Source organism: Streptomyces megasporus, from assembly GCF_000718985.1.
Taxonomy (GTDB): domain Bacteria; phylum Actinomycetota; class Actinomycetes; order Streptomycetales; family Streptomycetaceae; genus Streptomyces; species Streptomyces megasporus.
Genome location: NZ_JODL01000003.1, coordinates 41,670 through 57,038, shown reverse-complemented (window position 1 = coordinate 57,038; position 15,369 = coordinate 41,670). Strand labels below are relative to the sequence as shown.

Sequence of the window (15,369 nt, the reverse complement as noted above, 5' to 3'; positions counted from 1 at the left end):
GTTGACCGACTTTGCCCGCCCTGATGACGGGACGGGCGGGCACGGGACGGTTACGGTCGTACCCATGTCACCGCCTCACCGTGACGACTCGGTCATCGACCGTCTCGTCGATGCCAACAAGCGCTACGCCTCCGAGTTCATCGACCCGGGGATGGACGCCCGGCCGGTGCTGAAGGTCGCCGTGGTCGCCTGCATGGACGCCCGTCTCGACCTGCACGCCGCCCTCGGACTCGACCTCGGCGACTGCCACACGATCCGCAACGCCGGCGGCGTGGTCACCGACGACGTCATCCGCTCCCTGACCATCAGCCAGCGGGCGCTGGGCACCCGTTCCGTCGTCCTCATCCACCACACCGGCTGCGGTCTGCTGAACCTGACCGAGGACTTCCGCTACGAGCTGGAGGACGAGGTCGGCCAGCGGCCCTCGTGGGCGGTCGAGGCGTTCAAGGACGCCGAGCAGGACGTGCGGCAGTCGATGGAACGGGTACGTACTTCTCCGTTCCTGTTGCACACCGACGATGTGCGGGGATTCGTCTTCGACGTCACCACGGGACTGCTGCGGGAGATCGACCCCACGATCGACCCGGAACCGTGACGCGAGAACGGATGTCCGTGAAGAATGCGTGAGTGACGGCTCCCTGTCCACGGACTGTCCACGGGTCTCCTCCGTGGGATTCCGTGGAGGGGAACCGGTTGTTCGGGGTGGGCCGGTCGCCCACGAAAGGGGCCGGTCCGTGAAACGGGCCGAGGAGGGCCGGGTGACGACCTATGACGAACGAGCGAACCTCAGCGATCTGACCGCCACGGCGGACCGGGTGCGCCGGTCGGTGGAGACCGTGATCGAGGGCAAGCCGGAGGTCGTACGGCTCTCGCTGACCGTCCTGCTCGCCGAGGGGCACCTGCTGATCGAGGACGTGCCGGGGGTGGGCAAGACCATGCTCGCCAAGGCGCTGGCGAAGTCCGTCGACTGCTCGGTGCGCAGGATCCAGTTCACGCCCGACCTGCTGCCCTCCGACATCACCGGGGTGAGCGTCTACGACCAGCAGCGGCAGGAGTTCGAGTTCAAGCCGGGCGCCATCTTCGCCCAGATCGTGATCGGCGACGAGATCAACCGCGCCTCCCCCAAGACCCAGTCGGCGCTGCTGGAGTCGATGGAGGAGCGGCAGGTCACCATCGACGGGCACAGCTACGAGCTGCCCGACCCGTTCATGGTGGTGGCCACCCAGAACCCGGTCGAGATGGAGGGCACCTACCCGCTGCCCGAGGCACAGCGCGACCGCTTCATGGCCCGGGTGTCGATCGGCTACCCGAACCCCGAGGCCGAGCTGCAGATGCTCGACGTGCACGGCGGGGTCTCCCCGCTGGACGACCTGCGGCCGGTCGCGCACGCGCACGAGATCTCCAAGCTGGTGGAGGCGGTGCGCGGCGTCCACGTCTCCGAGCCGGTCCGCCGCTACGTGGTGGACCTGGTGGCGGGCACCCGCAACCACCCCGAGCTGCGGCTGGGCGCCTCCCCCCGGGCCACCCTGCACCTGCTGCGGGCGGCGAAGGCGGCGGCGGCGCTGGGCGGCCGGGACTTCGTCCTCCCCGACGACGTGCGGGAGCTGGCCGTCCCCGTCCTGGCGCACCGGCTGCTGCCCGTCGCGCAGGTCCAACTGAACGGGCGCACCGCCGAGCAGATCGTGGCCGACCTCCTGCGGCACGTCCCGGTGCCCGCCACGAACCACCGGGAGGCGACCTCACGGCCTCCGCTGTACGGTCGGCCGCCCCAGCGGGGGTACTGATGGACGGCGGCCCCGGCGCCGCGGGCCGGGACACGGGACGGGAGGCCGGTCGGCCGCCCGGAGAGCGGCAGGGTTCGCTGCGGGCCGCGCTCGGTGGGCTCACCACCCGTGGGCGCTCGTTCCTGGCGGCGGGCGTGGCCGCGACGGCCTGCGCCTACCTCCTGGGCCAGGGGGACCTGCTGCGGGTGGGGATCCTGCTGACCGTGCTGCCCCTGGTGTGCGTGGTCGTGCTGCACCGCACCCGCCACCGGGTGGCGGCCTCGCGGCGGCTGTCCCCCACGCGGTTGCCCGTCCGCGACGAGGCCCGGGTGCATCTGCGGCTGGACAACGTCTCGCGGCTGCCCACCGGTCTGCTGATGCTCCAGGACCGGGTCCCCTACCTGTTGGGGCCCCGCCCGCGCTTCGTGCTGGACCGGGTGGAGCCGGGCGGGCGCCGTGAGGTCTCCTACCGGGTCCGCTCCGACCTGCGCGGACGCTATCCGCTGGGGCCGCTCCAGCTACGTCTGACGGACCCCTTCGGCATGGTGGAGTTGACCCGTTCCTTCAGCGCGTACGACACCCTCACCGTCGTGCCCCGGATCGAGCCCCTGCCGCCGGTACGTCTGCCCGGCGAGGTCGGCGGCTGGGGCGAGGGGCGGCGGCGTTCCCTGGCGACGGCGGGCGAGGACGACGTGATCCCGCGCGGTTACCGCCACGGCGACGACCTGCGCCGGGTGCACTGGCGCTCCACCGCCCGCCACGGGGAGCTGATGGTGCGCCGCGAGGAGCAGGCGCGCAAGCCCCACTGCACGGTGCTGCTGGACACCCGCCGGGCGGCCTGGGCCGGCTCCGGACCGGACTCGGCGTTCGAGTGGGCGGTCTCGGGGGCCGCCTCGGTGGCCGCGCACCTGCTGGAGCGCGGTTCCGCGGTACGGCTGCTGACCGACGCCGGCACCCCGGTGCCCGGCCCGAACGGCGACGCCCCGGGCATGGGGGTCTCGGACACCGTCGGGCTGATCCTGGACACCCTCGCGACGGTGCATCCCTCGGGGGAGCCGGGGCTGTCCCGGGCCCACGAGGCGCTGGGCGGCGGCGCCGGAGCCGGGCGGGAGGGGCTGCTGGTGGCCTTCCTCGGCGCCCTGGACGAGGAACAGACGGCGCTGGCCGGCCGGATGCGGCGGCGCGCCCGCGGGGCGTTGGCCTTCGTCCCGCGCGGGCTCCGGGCGGCGGACGTCGAGGAGGCGCGGCGGCGGGCGCTGCGCGAGGCGGGGTGGACGGTGCTGCCGTACACGCCGGGGGACGCGCTGCCCGACCTGTGGCGCCGGGCGGATCGGGCCGGCAGCGGCACACCGGGGAGGGTGTGATGGCGGTGGAGCGGCGATCGAGGGGCGGACGGTGATGGACGGACGGGTCCGGCTGGCGTTCGGTGCCTGGTTGGCCACCCTGGCGGCGGCGTGCTCGCTGCTGCCCCTGGTGACCCCCGGGGGCTGGATCGTGCAGGCCGCCCTCCTCTTGGGGGTCCAGACGGCGGTGGGCGTGGCGGTCCGCCGGGCGACCTCGGCCCGATCGGTGCCGGCGGCGGCGCAGACGCTGGTGTCGCTGCTGCTGCTCACCTTCGTCTTCGTCCGGGACGACGCCCTGTTCTGGTTCCTCCCGGGCCCGTCGGCCGTCGACGCCTTCGGCGCGCTGCTGGCGCAGGGGACCGCCGACGTCGGACGGTTCGCGATCCCGGCCCCGGTCACCGAGGGCATCCGGCTGCTGCTGGTGGGCGGCGTGGTCGTCATCGGCCTGCTGGTGGACGTGCTGGCGGTGACGTGCCGCAGCGCGGCCCCGGCCGGGCTGCCGCTGCTGGCGCTGTACTCGGTGGCGGCCGGGCTGTCCCAGGGCGAGACGCGCTGGCTGTGGTTCCTGTGCGCGGCGGGGGGCTACCTGCTGCTGCTCCTGGCGGAGGGCCGGGACCGGCTGGCCCGGTGGGGCCAGGTGTTCGCCGGCACCGATCCTCGCGGCCGGCCCGTATCCACCGGGACGGCCGGCCCGATCTCGGCTCCGGGGCGCACCGGGCGGCGGATCGGCGCGCTGGCGCTGGGCATCGCCCTGGTGGCGCCCGCCGCGCTCCCCTCCCTGAGCGGCGGGCTGCTGGACCCCGCCCGCGGCGGACGGGGGCCCGGAGGGGGCGGCGGCACGGTCTCGGCGGTCAATCCGCTGGTCGCGCTGCAGGACAGCCTGAACCAGCCAAACAACCGCACGGTCCTGACGTACCGGACCGACGCCGAGGACGTCTCGGAGCTGTACCTGCGGATCGTGGCGCTGGACCAGTTCGACGGCACCGCCTGGAAGCCCTCGGAGCGACGGATCACCAACCTGCCGACGCCGCTGCCGTCCCCGCCCGGACTCTCCCCGGCCGTCCGCACCGAGCGGGTCGCCACCTCGTTCCGGGCCGCCGGCTGGTACGCCCAGAACTGGCTCCCCATGCCGTACCCGGCCGACGAGGTGCGCATCGACGGCCGGTGGCGCTTCGAGCCGGAGGGCCGCACGATCGTCGGCGACCGCGGGCAGACCACCCGGGGCGCGCGGTACCGGGTGGACAGCCTGGTGGTGCGGCCGACCGCGCGGCAACTGGCCGCCGCGCCCGAGCCTCCCCGGGACCTGTTGGAGGAGTACACCAGGGTGCCGGACTCGCTGCCGGACGTCGTGGCCGAGAGGGCCTGGGAGGTCACCAAGGGCGCCGACAACCACTACGAGCGCGCGGTCCGGCTCCAGGACTGGTTCTCGACCGACGGGGGCTTCCGCTACGACACCCGGGTGAAGGCCGGCAGCGGCAGCGCGGCCATCGCCCGCTTCCTGGAGGAGCGGGAGGGCTTCTGCGTCCACTTCTCCTTCTCCATGGCCGCGATGGCCCGCACCCTGGGCATTCCGGCGCGGGTCGCGGTGGGCTTCACACCGGGCGTCTCGGACGGCGACGGCGGGATGACGGTGGGCCTGCAGGACGCGCACGCCTGGCCGGAGCTGTACTTCGAGGGCGTGGGCTGGACCCGCTTCGAGCCCACGCCCAGCCGTGGGAACGCCCCGGACTACACCCGGCCCGACCTGCCCTCCCCCGACCGGTCGGACGCCCCGGCCCCGCCGCCGAGCGACTTCATCGAGCCGACCCCCGGGCCGTCGCGGACCGACGAGTGCGCCGTGGCCGGGAACGACCCGGAGGGCTGTGGGGCGGTCCTCCCCGAGGAGGGCGAGCCCACCGACGACTCCTTCGCGGACGCGCTGTGGGCGGTGGTGAGGACGGTCCTGCCGGTGGTGGCGACGGCCGTGCCGGTGCTGGGTCTCCTGGCGCTGCCCCTGCTGTGGCGGAACACGGTCAGGGCCCGACGTCTGGGCGGTGCGGACGGGGCGGACGACGCTCGGGCGCCCGGCGAGGAGGGCGGCGGCGCCGTCCCCGTCGCCCCGGCCGCGCCGGCCGGCCGACGGGGGGCCGGGGAGCGCGGCCGGGGCGCCCGTGTGCTCGCCGCCTGGCAGGAGACGATCGACTCCGCCTGGGACTACGGCGTCCTCCCGGAGGAGTCCGCCACTCCCCGGATGGCCGCGGAGCGCATGGTGCGGCTCGGGAGGCTGGAGGGGGAGGCGGCCGAGGCGGCGCACCGGCTGGCCACGAGGGTCGAGCAGGCCCTGTACGCCCCCGAGCCCCGGCCGGTTCCGGGAGCGGCCGAGGACGTCCGCCGTGTGCGGGCGGGACTCCACGCGGCGGCCGGACGTGGGGAGCGGCTGCGGGCCCTGCTGCTGCCGCGGTCGTCCGTGCGCCTGCTGTGGGCGGTGTCACAGCGCTGGTCGGCGATGGACGAGCGGTGGAGCGGGGCGGTGCGACGGGTGACCTCGCGGCTCCGCCCGCCACGGCAGCGGGCGTGAGCGACGGGGCGGGTGAGCGGGGCGCCCCTGCCGGGGACGGCACGGACGACACGGGTGAGGGGCCACCGGTGGATCGGTGGCCCCTCACCCGTCACGTTCTCTTCCTCCGTCGCCGAGAGCCCGGCCGTGACCTCCGAGTCGCGAGCCGCGCGCCACCTCGGTGGCACCCTCGGCACGGAGAGTTACTGCTGTTCGTCCCGGCGGCGCTGCCAGCGCTCCTCGATGCGGTTCATCATCGAACGGCGCGGACGTGCCTGCCTGCGGAGATGTGGTCGTCCACCGTGGTGGCCCCGATCCTCGGGGACGGGGTGTTCACCGGGCTTGGGCGCCTTGCGCCAACCGGTCACCGCGAGCACCGCGCAGCCGAGCATGACGAGGAAGCCCAGCACGCTGACGACGACCTGTTGCGCGACCATACCGGCCATGAGGAGCGCGACGCCCACCAGAAAGCCCGCGACCGCCTGGTACACCCGTCGCCGGGTGTACGTACGCAGCTCGCCTCCCTCGAGCGCTGTCGCGAACTTGGGGTCTTCGGCGTACAGCGCTCGCTCCATTTGCTCGAGCATGCGCTGCTCGTGCTCAGAGAGCGGCACGGAGTCCTCCTACTCGTCGGTCGCGGGGGCGACCGGATGCGACCCTTCAAGGATAGGCAGGGATTCGCCCCCGTGAAACCCGCCCCTCAACGCCAGTTCGTGCCACCGGGACCGGGATGCCGGAGGCGGTCGTTGGGCTTCTCATTCCCCTGCCGCCGCGCCGTCATGCCGGACGGTGTGCTTCGATCATACGGCGGGTAGCGGCCTTTCGGGTCGCCTGTGCCCTACCCCACCTTTGCCGAAGCGTCCTGTGCGCACGTTCCGTCACGCCTCCGTCTCCGCGACCGGGTCGGTCTCGGAACGTGTGCGCGCCAACACGTGGAGTTGGGCCGCGACGGACCGGAAGGCGGGCAGCTCGGCCACGGCCTCCTCCAGGCGGGCCAGGGCCTGGGTGGCCTCCGGCTCGGCGTCCACCAGGGCGCCGGGCACCAGATCGGCGAAGACCCGCACGCCGTGGACCGCCCCGACCTCCAGGCCGTTGGCGGCGACCAGCTCCGTGAGCCGCTCGGGCGTGAAGCGCCGGGGCATCGGGTCCCCACCGCCCCAGCGCCCGTCGGGGTCGGCGAGAGCCCGACGGGCCTCGGTGAAGCGCCCCGCCAGGGCACGGGCGAGCACCGCGCCGCCCAGACCGGCGGCGAGCACGCTCAGGGTGCCGCCGGGGCGCAGCGCGGCCGCGATGTTGCGCAGCCCCTCGACCGGGTCGTCGACGTACTCCAGCACTCCGTGGCAGAGCACCACGTCGTAGCCTCCGCGCTCGGCCACCTCGAACAGCCCGTGCACATCGCCCTGCACACCCCGCACCCGATCGACCACGCCTTCCTCGGCCGCGCGCCGCTCCAGCGCGAACAGGGCGTCGGGACTCGGGTCCACCACGGTGACGCGGTGGCCGAGCCGGGCGACGGGCACGGCGAAGTTGCCGGTGCCGCCACCGGTGTCGAGGACGTCGAGCGTCTCCCGGCCCACGGCCTTGACCCGATCGACGAGTGCTTCCCTGAGGACCTCCCAGACCACGGCGGTGCGGAGGGATGCGCGGGGGCGGGACATGGCGGATGCTCCTCGGCGACTCGAGACGCTGGCTGGCCCCAGCCTATTGCGTCCGCGCGGCCGCTTCCGTCCGGCCCGTGCGCGTGCTCAGCCCGCGCGCAGCCGTGGGCTCCCCCCTCCTTCCTCCTCGGGCTCCTCCCGCGTCCTGGGAAGGGGCAGCGCGGGCTGCCGCACGAGCATCTGCTCGACGATGCGCAGGAACATCCCGGCGTCGCGTATCAGGTCGTCGGCGTCGCGCCGGCCGGCCGCGCCCGCTATCCCCGCCTCGGCGCGGGCCCGGCGGGGCGCGCCGGCCGCGAACAGCCGGCTCCACTCCTCCAGCTCGGGCGCCACCTCGGGGAGGACCTCCCAGGCGCTGCGTATCCGCCTTCTGGCGCGGGCGGTGGACTCGGGGCGGCCTCGCACCGCGAGCACCGCGGCGGCGGTGCGGAGGGCCGCGAGGTGCGCGGTGGCGTAACGGTCGTTCGGGTCCTCCAGCTCCGCCGCCTCGTCCAGGCCGCGTTGTGCCTGGGCGAGCAGGTCGAGCGCGGCCCGCGGGGCCGCGGCACGGCGCAGCACGGGGTGGACATCCTTCGGGGGCCCGTTCACGGCGAACCTCCTGTCGTCGTCGTGGCTGTGCAGGTCACATGTGCCATCGCGATGCGAACATCGTTGCGCATGCCACTGACAATCGGCTCTGACCTGGGCAAACGCCTCCTGTCGGGGTGCGTCGGACGTGCCGGGCGGCACAATCCCGCGCCGGGCCCCTCCACGGCCTCCCACGCCCTCCCCACGGCCGTCACCACCGCGCGCCTCGTCCCGCCGCGACCGGCCCCCGCGGCACGGCCCCGGGGCCGGGGCGAGTCCGTGAAACCCGTTCACCTCTGTGAAAATCGGCACATGAACAGCGGCACCCGCCGGTACACGACCCGGCAGAGGCTCTATGACGCGGCCGTGACGCTCATCGCCGAGCAGGGCTTCTCCGCCACCACGGTGGAGGAGATCGCCGAGCGCGCCGGCGTCGCCAAGGGCACGGTCTACTACAACTTCGAGAGCAAGACCGGGTTGTTCGAGGCGTTGCTGCGGCACGGCGTCGAGCAGTTGACCGCCTCGCTGGAACAGGCCGCCGACGAAGCGGCCCGGCGCGGCGCGGGCCGCGGGGAGACGCTGGACGCGATGGTCCGGGCCGGGCTGGTCTTCATCGACCGCTGTCCGGCCTTCGCGCAGCTCTACCTCGCCGAGCTGTGGCGGACCAACCGGACCTGGCAGCCCACCCTGGCGGCGGTGCGGCGACGTGTCACGGCCGTGGTGGAGAGGGCGTTGCGCGGCGACGGGAACGGCGGTGGGCCGGACAAGGAGCCCGACGCGGGGATCGACGCGGGGCCCGACGCGGGGATCGACGTCTCGCTGACGGCGTCGGCCCTGGTGGGGATGGTGCTGGTGGCGGCGCTGGACTGGAAGGTGTTCCAGCCGGAGCGGTCGTTGGACGAGGTGCACGGCGCCCTGTCCCTGGTGCTGCGCGGCCGGATCGGCGGGCGTGGGGGGCCCGGCTGATCCGCCGTGCCTCCCACGCCCGTCCCCCGTGATTCCCCGAGCGTTCCCCCACGGACGGCCCTCGCGCCGCTCCGCCGCCCCGTGTCGGCGGTGCGGCGCTGTGGTGTCCGTCGTTTCCGACTCTGCCGTCCACGCTGGTCGAAGCCCATCCGCACGGCTACTCAAAACCCTACTCAGGTACTCCTACTCACTTCTGCGTACAGCCCGGCAAAGCTGTTACGGCCACCCGACTAGAGTCCCTGCACATGGCAGGGACTGTGGTGATCGGCGCCGGTATGGGCGCGATGGCGGCCGCCGCCCGGTTGGCCGTGGCGGGCCGGCGGGTGACGGTGTACGAGCGGACGAAGACCCACGGCGGCGCGGTGCGGCGCCACGAGCGGGACGGGTTCGGGTTCGACACCGGTCCGGGGCTGCTCCATCTGCCGGCCGTCTGGCGCGACCTGTTCGTCAAGACCGGCCGTGAGCCGCTGGAGAAGCGCGTCGAGACGGTCCAGGTGGAGCCCGCGGTGCGGCACGTCCTCGTCGACGGCACCTCCGTCGCCCTGCCGGGCGGCTCCCGCGCCGGAGCGGTCGAGGCCCTCGACGCCGCGCTCGGCGCCGGCGCGGGCGAGCGGTGGAGCGATCTGCTGGTCCGCGCCCGCGAGGTGTGGGACGCCACACGCCGCCCGCTGCTGGAGGAGCCGCTGACCGAGGCCGTGGACCGCGCCCGACTGGTCCGTGATCCGTACCCGGCGCGGCGGCACGGCCTGCTGCGCCGCCGCCCCGACACGCTCGCCAAGGTCGCCCGGGCCGAGCTGCGCGATCCGCGTCTGGTGGCCCTGTTGGAGACCCACGTCCTCGCCCACGGCCTGGACCCGCGCCGGGCGCCCGCGAGCGCCGTCGCCCTGCCCTACCTGGAGCACACCTTCGGCACCTGGTACGTCCGCGGGGGCCTGCGGGCACTGGCGGACGCGGTGTACGAGCGGTGTCTGGAGCGCGGGGTGGAGTTCCGCTTCGGCACGGCGGTCTCCCGGATCACCGTGGTCGACGGCCGGGCCGTCGGGGTCGAGCTGGCGGACGGGACGCGGGTGGCGGCCGACGCCGTGGTCTGTGGGACCGGCGCCCCGGAGCTGCGCGGCGACGGAAACGGCGGCGAGGACGGCGCGGGCGGCGCGGGCACGGACGGCGGTCCCGGCTGCGCGACGGGACGGCTGACCGTGCTGCTGGCGCTGCGCGGGCGGCGTCCCGAGGGCACCGCCCACCGCACGGTGGTGCACACCCCGGGCCCGGGGGGCACGACGCGCGCCGTCACCGTGCTGCGGCCCGACGACCCGACGCTGGTCCCCGACGGGGACCACGAGGCGGTGGTGCTCTCGGTGGTCGTGCCGCCGCACCGCGCGGGAGCGCGGCGGCCCGCCGACCGCGCGGAGGCCATGGACTGGACGGTCGCCGAGTGGGCCGCGGTGGACTGGACGGCGCCGGGCGCGGCCGAGCGGTGCGCCGACGCGGCGCTGGCGGCCGTGGACGCCGCCGGTCTGGGGCTGGGCGAACGGCTGCTGTGGCGCGAGGTGCGCACCCCGGCCGACACCGAGCGGGAGACCGGGGCGCCGGGCGGCGCCGTGCCCGCTCCCGTGCTGGCGGGGGCGGGCGGCGCGTTCCTGCGGGCGGCCAACCTGTCACGGCCTGCCGGGCTGTACCGGGTGGGCGGCTGGGCCCATCCCGGCGGCGGGCCGGCGCACGCCGGGATGTCGGGCGCGCTGGCCGCCGGGCTGATCGTCGAGGGGGACGACTGGCGCGGCTCGCGGTGACCGCGGCGACGGTCGGAGCGGGGTCCGGGCCCCGCCGCCGATCCGCGGTGGGCCCCGCGGGTCAGTGGCGGGGCCGCTGCTCGTCCTGGTGGTGGCCGGTGCCGAAGGAGGCGCCGTACCCGCCGTCGTCAAAGCCCTCTCGGGGCAGGTCGTGGCCACCGTACTGCCCGGCCGTGGGTTCGTCGGCGCGCTGCTGCGGCACCCACACCCCGTCGTACGAGGTCTGTCCGGCGTACGGATCGGCGGTGTGGCCGGCGCCGTACCCGTCGCCGTACCCCTCTCCGTAGCCGTAACCGCCGCCGTGTTCGTCGGAGGAGTACCCGCCGGGACCGTACCCGCCGGCGGAGTGGGAGGGGTCGGGAGCGTACCCCTGGGCGCCCTGGGCGCCGTCCGCGGCGGTCGTCGCGTACCCCCCGTCGTACGACCCGCCGTGGCCCCCGCCGTACGCCCCGTCGTATGTGCCGCCGTGGCCCCCGTCGTAACCTCCGTCGTAACCCCCACCGTGGGAGGGCCCGGAGGCGACGCCCGCGTACGGATCGGCGTAGGGATCGGGGTGGGCGTACCGCTCCGCCCCGCCGTACCCGTATCCGTCGTCCTGCCCTCCGTGGGGCGCCTGCCCGTCCCGGCCGGCTCCGTCCGCGTGGTCCGCGCCGGCGTACTGGTCCAAGGGGTCGTGCGGCGGGTCCGCGGGGTGGGAGTCCCGTTCGTAGACGCCGTACTGAACGGTGTCGTCGGGCAGCGGCTCGGGCCGGTAGGACGGCGGCTCCCGGGGCGGTTCGGGCCGCAGGTCGGAGACCTCCAGGTGCGGTTCGGCGTCCTTGGGCGGCAGGGGCCGCACCTCGCGACGGCGCCCGCTCGTGCCGGGCGGACCGCCGAGCGCCCAGCCCGCGGTGAAACCGCGTCGGTAGGAGAGCGTGACGAAGGTCTGGCCGACGGCGAAGGCCGCCGCGCCGAGCGCGATCACCACCACCGAGGACAGCAGCACCACACCGACGACCACCGTGGCGAAACCGCCGAAGGCCAGCAGGCGCCACCGCAGTCGCGCCTTGTACTGGAGCAGCACCTCGGCCAGCAGCCACACCGCGACAGCGCCGAACGCGATGTAGAGGAGCGTCCACCTCATGTGCGTCCTCCCCACCCCGTCTTCTAGCCCCGCCGGTGCAGGCCCAGATTCTCGTAGATTTCCAGCGTCGCCGTGGAGTGATTGAGGGTGATGAAGTGGAGTCCGGGGACGCCTTCCGACATCAGCCTCGCACACAGTTCCGTGGCGTACTCGATTCCCAACGAGCGTACAGCGGCCGGATCGTGCTCGACCGCCAGGATGCGTTCGGCCAGTTCCGGGGGGAAGGTCGCGTTGCTGAGCTTCGCGAACCGCTCGATCTGCCGCACGTTGGTGACCGGCATGATCTCCGGGATGATCGGGGTGTCGCAACCCGCGGCCGCCACCCTGTCCCGCAGGCGCAGATAGTCCTCCGGATAGAAGAACATCTGGGTGATGGCGTAGTCGGCGCCGGCGCGGCACTTGGCCACGAAGTGCCGGATGTCGCTCTCCCAGTCCGTGGAGCGCGGGTGCATCTCCGGGAAGGCCGCCACCCCGACGCAGAAGTCCCCCGACTCCTTGATGAGCCGGACCAGCTCGGCGGCGTAGGTGACGCCCTGCGGGTGCGGTATCCACTCGCCCGTCGGGTCGCCGGGCGGGTCGCCGCGGACCGCGAACATGTTGCGCACCCCGGCGTCGGCGTACTGACCGATGACGTTGCGCAGTTCGGCCACCGAGTGGTCCACCGCGGTGAGGTGGGCGACCGGGGTGAGGGTGGTCTCGGTGGCGATCCGCTCGATGGCGCGGACGGTGCCCTCGCGGGAGGAACCGCCGGCGCCGTAGGTCACCGACACGAAGGTCGGGCCGACGGCCTCCACCCGACGGATGGCGTTCCAGAGGGTGCGCTCGCCCTTGTCGCTCTTGGGCGCGTAGAACTCGAAGGAGTACGAACGCTCGCCGGACGCCAGCAGCTCGCGGACGGTGGGAGCGTGATCCGTCCTGGTGGAAGGGGTACCGAGAGCCATACGGGCAGGCTAACCGGCCGTGCGGGAACCCACCCCATCCTCGGGAGATTTTGTCCGGTAAGCCCGTTTGCCGTCCACCAAGTGGACAATCTCCCCCGCGCGGACGCCCCGGACGCCCGGACGCCGGGGACGGTCTCGGGCGTTGTCGGACTCAGGCGTCCCTCAGCCGCTCGGCGAGTTCCGCGGCGGCGGCTCCCGGATCGTCCGCCTCGGTGATCGCGCGGACCACCACCACGCGCCGCGCCCCCGCCGCGAGGACCTCGTCCAGGTTGGACGCGTCGATCCCGCCGATGGCGAACCAGGGGCGTCGGGGCTCGCGCGCGGCGGCGTGGCGGACCAGGGACAGACCGGGGGCGGGCCGCCCCGGCTTGGTGGGGGTGGGCCAGCAGGGGCCGGTGCAGAAGTAGTCCACGCCCGGATCGGTCAGCGCCGCGTCCACCTCGGTCTCGGTGTGGGTGGAGCGGCCGATCAGGATGTCGTCGCCCAGGATCGCGCGGGCGGCCCGCACCGGCAGGTCGCCCTGGCCCAGGTGGAGGACGTCGGGGCCGGCGGCGTGGGCGACGTCCGCCCGGTCGTTGACGGCCAGCAGCCTGCCGTGGCGACGGCAGGCGTCGGCGAAGACGGCCAGGTGCTCCAGTTCCTCGGCCGCCTCCAGGGTCTTGTCGCGCAGTTGCACGATGTCGACGCCCGAGGAGAGCACCGCGTCCAGGAACTCCGGCAGGTCGCCGCGCTCCTTGCGCGCGTCCGTGCACAGGTACAGGCGTGCGTCGCCGAGTCGCTCGCGTGCGGTCGTCGCCGTGTGGGCCATGTGGGCCATCCCCCCGGGTGGGGCGTACGGGCCGCGGCACGCGTCGGTGCCGCGGCCCGTACGCCGGTGGATCGGTCGTGCGGTCCTCGGTGTCCGTCCTCTCCGCGCGGGGCGCGGATCAGACGGCGAGCGCCTGGGCCCGGCGCTTCACCTCTGTCCCGCGATTCTCGCGCAGTGCCTGCGCCGGGGTGCCGGGCAGGGTGTCGTCAGGGGTGAACAGCCACTCCAGCATCTCCTCGTCACTGAAGCCGTCGTCCTTGAGGAGGGTGATCGTCCCGGGCAGGCCCTTCACGATCCGGCCCTCGCCGATGAAGTCGGCCGGTACCTGGAGCACCTTGTTCTCGCCGCGGCGCACCGCGATGAGCTGGCCCTCCCTGATGAGCTGACGTACGCGCGTCACCTCGACGCCGAGCTTCTCGGCGACATCGGGGACGGTGAGCCAGGCCGGAACGAGAGCATCGGTCTTCGCGTCAATCTCGGTCACGGCACAAGCCTGCCACCTCTCACCGACAGTCACGAGCGCACGGCGCTCTTCAGGGGGACGGACGGGTCGGCGGCCCGCACCGGGTCCAGGGTCGCCGCGCGCTCGATCAGCTTGCGTCCCTGGGCGATGTCGCGCGGTCGCCCCACCGCCAGCACCGCGTTCAGCACACCGTCGCGCAGCCAGCACACCGACCAGGAGGGGGCCTCCGGGTCGCCGCGCCACAGCATCTCGTCACGGTCGTCGTGGTGGCCCGCGTACTGGACGAAACGGCCGAACTGCTCGGACCAGAAGTACGGCACCGGGTCGTACGCCGGCGTCTCGGCCTCGCCCCCCACCAGCAGCGAGGCGACCGTGCGCGGCGCCTGGAGCGCGTTGTCCCAGTGGTGGACCAGCAGTCGGCGGCCGTACCGGGCGGAGGGGAAGGAGGCGCAGTCCCCCACGGCGTACACGTCGGGGAGGGAGGTGCGCAGCCGGTCGTCGACCAGCACCGAGCCGTCCTCGCCCAGGGCCGGCCCCGACCCCGCCAGCCAGCCGGTGGCCGGACGCGCGCCGATCCCGACCACCACGGCCCAGGCGGGCAGCGACGAGCCGTCGGCCAACTCCACCACGCACGGGTGCGCGTCGCCGACCCGCACGCCGGTGACGGCGCGTCCGGTGACCAGTTCGACGCCCGCCTCCGCGTACCAGCGGCGCATGTGATCGGCGACCTCGGGCGGCAGCACCCCGGCCAGCGGCCGGTCCGCGGCCTCGACCACCGTCACCCGGCAGCCCGCCTCGCGGGCGGCGGTGGCGAACTCGGCGCCGATCCAGCCCGCCCCGACGGCCACCACGTGCCGGCGGGCGGCGAGCACCGGCCGCAGCCGCTCGGCGTCGTCGAGGGTGCGCAGCAGGTGCACCCCGGGGGTGCCCTCGGTGCCGGGCAGGGGGATCGGTTCGGCGCCGGTGGCGAGGACCAGGTGGTCGTACGGCAGCGGTCCGGCGTCGGTGTCCACCTCCCGGTCGTCGGCGCGCAGCCCGGTGGCGCTCCGTCCCAGCAGCAGTTCGACGTCGAGCGCGTCGAAGTCGACCTCGAAGGCGGTCTCCGAGACGGCGTCGGCCTTGCCGGTCAGCACCGCCTTGGACAGCGGCGGCCGGTCGTACGGCCGGTGCGGTTCGGCGCCGACCAGGGTGATCGCCCCGGACCATCCCCGCTCGCGCAGTCGCACGGCGGTCTGCACTCCGGCCATCCCGGCCCCGACGACGAGGACCCGCCGCCCGCTCTGCTCGGTTCGCACACTCACGCGATCACTGTAGGAGGTCGACGCGGCCTTCGGGATCCGCGCCCCGAACTCCCCGCCGCCCGTCCGGGACCGCTCCGTCCCCGGGCTCCCTTCTGCCGCGCCGAGGCCCCTGG

The 15,369-nt window shown here is 74.5% G+C and carries 14 protein-coding genes; 6 read left to right on the top strand and 8 right to left on the bottom strand.

Features of this window, described 5'->3' with window-relative positions; genetic code table 11:
- Positions 1-64 precede the first annotated feature (64 nt).
- From IF47_RS0103805 to IF47_RS0103790, 4 genes are all read left to right on the top strand, one after another.
- On the top strand, positions 65-595 hold the full coding sequence (locus tag IF47_RS0103805; RefSeq protein ID WP_031506601.1) for a beta-class carbonic anhydrase: 531 nt from the start codon (positions 65-67) through the stop codon (positions 593-595).
- A 163-nt stretch (positions 596-758) separates the two neighbouring features.
- Entirely contained in the window at positions 759-1,784 is a 1,026-nt protein-coding gene (locus tag IF47_RS0103800) for an AAA family ATPase (RefSeq protein WP_031506599.1), read from the top strand.
- The gene (locus tag IF47_RS0103795) at positions 1,784-3,127 is read left to right on the top strand and encodes a DUF58 domain-containing protein (protein ID WP_031506597.1); all 1,344 of its coding nucleotides are present in this window, start codon (positions 1,784-1,786) and stop codon (positions 3,125-3,127) included. The genes IF47_RS0103800 and IF47_RS0103795 overlap by 1 nt, the downstream gene beginning before the upstream one ends.
- A 34-nt stretch (positions 3,128-3,161) precedes the next feature.
- Positions 3,162-5,663, top strand: coding sequence for a transglutaminase TgpA family protein (locus IF47_RS0103790; RefSeq protein WP_031506596.1), 2,502 nt, complete (start codon positions 3,162-3,164; stop codon positions 5,661-5,663).
- Between the two features lie 182 nt (positions 5,664-5,845).
- On the opposite strand, the gene IF47_RS0103785 is transcribed toward IF47_RS0103790, so the two are convergent.
- The 3 genes from IF47_RS0103785 to IF47_RS0103775 form a co-directional block, all read right to left on the bottom strand.
- The gene (locus IF47_RS0103785) at positions 5,846-6,256 is read right to left on the bottom strand and encodes a DUF3040 domain-containing protein (protein ID WP_031506594.1); all 411 of its coding nucleotides are present in this window, start codon (positions 6,254-6,256) and stop codon (positions 5,846-5,848) included.
- A 264-nt stretch (positions 6,257-6,520) separates the two neighbouring features.
- Positions 6,521-7,300: a methyltransferase gene (locus IF47_RS0103780; protein ID WP_037731904.1), complete on the bottom strand. Its 780-nt coding sequence runs from the start codon at positions 7,298-7,300 to the stop codon at positions 6,521-6,523.
- A gap of 87 nt (positions 7,301-7,387) precedes the next feature.
- Positions 7,388-7,888, bottom strand: coding sequence for an SAV_6107 family HEPN domain-containing protein (locus IF47_RS0103775; protein ID WP_245640983.1), 501 nt, complete (start codon positions 7,886-7,888; stop codon positions 7,388-7,390).
- Between the two features lie 291 nt (positions 7,889-8,179).
- Between IF47_RS0103775 and IF47_RS0103770 the strand changes: the two genes are divergently transcribed.
- The gene (locus IF47_RS0103770) at positions 8,180-8,833 is read left to right on the top strand and encodes a TetR/AcrR family transcriptional regulator (RefSeq protein ID WP_031506588.1); all 654 of its coding nucleotides are present in this window, start codon (positions 8,180-8,182) and stop codon (positions 8,831-8,833) included.
- 245 nt (positions 8,834-9,078) lie between these two features.
- A complete protein-coding gene (locus IF47_RS0103765; protein ID WP_031506587.1) occupies positions 9,079-10,620 on the top strand; it encodes a phytoene desaturase family protein in 1,542 nt (513 codons plus the stop codon).
- 61 nt (positions 10,621-10,681) lie between these two features.
- Here the strand turns inward: IF47_RS0103765 and IF47_RS30065 are convergent, their stop codons facing one another.
- From IF47_RS30065 to IF47_RS0103740, 5 genes are all read right to left on the bottom strand, one after another.
- A complete protein-coding gene (locus IF47_RS30065) occupies positions 10,682-11,743 on the bottom strand; it encodes a hypothetical protein (RefSeq protein ID WP_051716949.1) in 1,062 nt (353 codons plus the stop codon).
- Between the two features lie 23 nt (positions 11,744-11,766).
- Positions 11,767-12,684, bottom strand: coding sequence for a methylenetetrahydrofolate reductase [NAD(P)H] (gene metF, locus IF47_RS0103755; protein ID WP_031506583.1), 918 nt, complete (start codon positions 12,682-12,684; stop codon positions 11,767-11,769).
- A 151-nt stretch (positions 12,685-12,835) separates the two neighbouring features.
- Positions 12,836-13,492, bottom strand: a complete 657-nt coding sequence (gene thiE / locus IF47_RS0103750; protein ID WP_031506581.1) for a thiamine phosphate synthase — start codon at positions 13,490-13,492, stop codon at positions 12,836-12,838.
- Between the two features lie 118 nt (positions 13,493-13,610).
- Complete coding sequence (locus IF47_RS0103745) at positions 13,611-13,976, bottom strand: Rv2175c family DNA-binding protein (RefSeq protein WP_031506579.1); 366 nt, start codon at positions 13,974-13,976, stop codon at positions 13,611-13,613.
- Between the two features lie 29 nt (positions 13,977-14,005).
- Entirely contained in the window at positions 14,006-15,202 is a 1,197-nt protein-coding gene (locus tag IF47_RS0103740) for an NAD(P)/FAD-dependent oxidoreductase (protein ID WP_245640995.1), read from the bottom strand.
- Positions 15,203-15,369 lie beyond the last annotated feature (167 nt).

Coding starts and splice junctions, on each gene's coding strand:
- IF47_RS0103805 (WP_031506601.1), top strand. CDS start 65: ATGTCACCGCCTCACCGTGACGACTCGGTCATCGACCGTCTCGTCGAT.
- IF47_RS0103795 (WP_031506597.1), top strand. CDS start 1,784: ATGGACGGCGGCCCCGGCGCCGCGGGCCGGGACACGGGACGGGAGGCC.
- IF47_RS0103790 (WP_031506596.1), top strand. CDS start 3,162: ATGGACGGACGGGTCCGGCTGGCGTTCGGTGCCTGGTTGGCCACCCTG.
- IF47_RS0103780 (WP_037731904.1), bottom strand. CDS start 7,300: ATGTCCCGCCCCCGCGCATCCCTCCGCACCGCCGTGGTCTGGGAGGTC.
- IF47_RS0103770 (WP_031506588.1), top strand. CDS start 8,180: ATGAACAGCGGCACCCGCCGGTACACGACCCGGCAGAGGCTCTATGAC.
- IF47_RS0103765 (WP_031506587.1), top strand. CDS start 9,079: ATGGCAGGGACTGTGGTGATCGGCGCCGGTATGGGCGCGATGGCGGCC.
- IF47_RS30065 (WP_051716949.1), bottom strand. CDS start 11,743: ATGAGGTGGACGCTCCTCTACATCGCGTTCGGCGCTGTCGCGGTGTGG.
- metF (WP_031506583.1), bottom strand. CDS start 12,684: ATGGCTCTCGGTACCCCTTCCACCAGGACGGATCACGCTCCCACCGTC.
- thiE (WP_031506581.1), bottom strand. CDS start 13,492: ATGGCCCACACGGCGACGACCGCACGCGAGCGACTCGGCGACGCACGC.
- IF47_RS0103740 (WP_245640995.1), bottom strand. CDS start 15,202: ATGGCCGGAGTGCAGACCGCCGTGCGACTGCGCGAGCGGGGATGGTCC.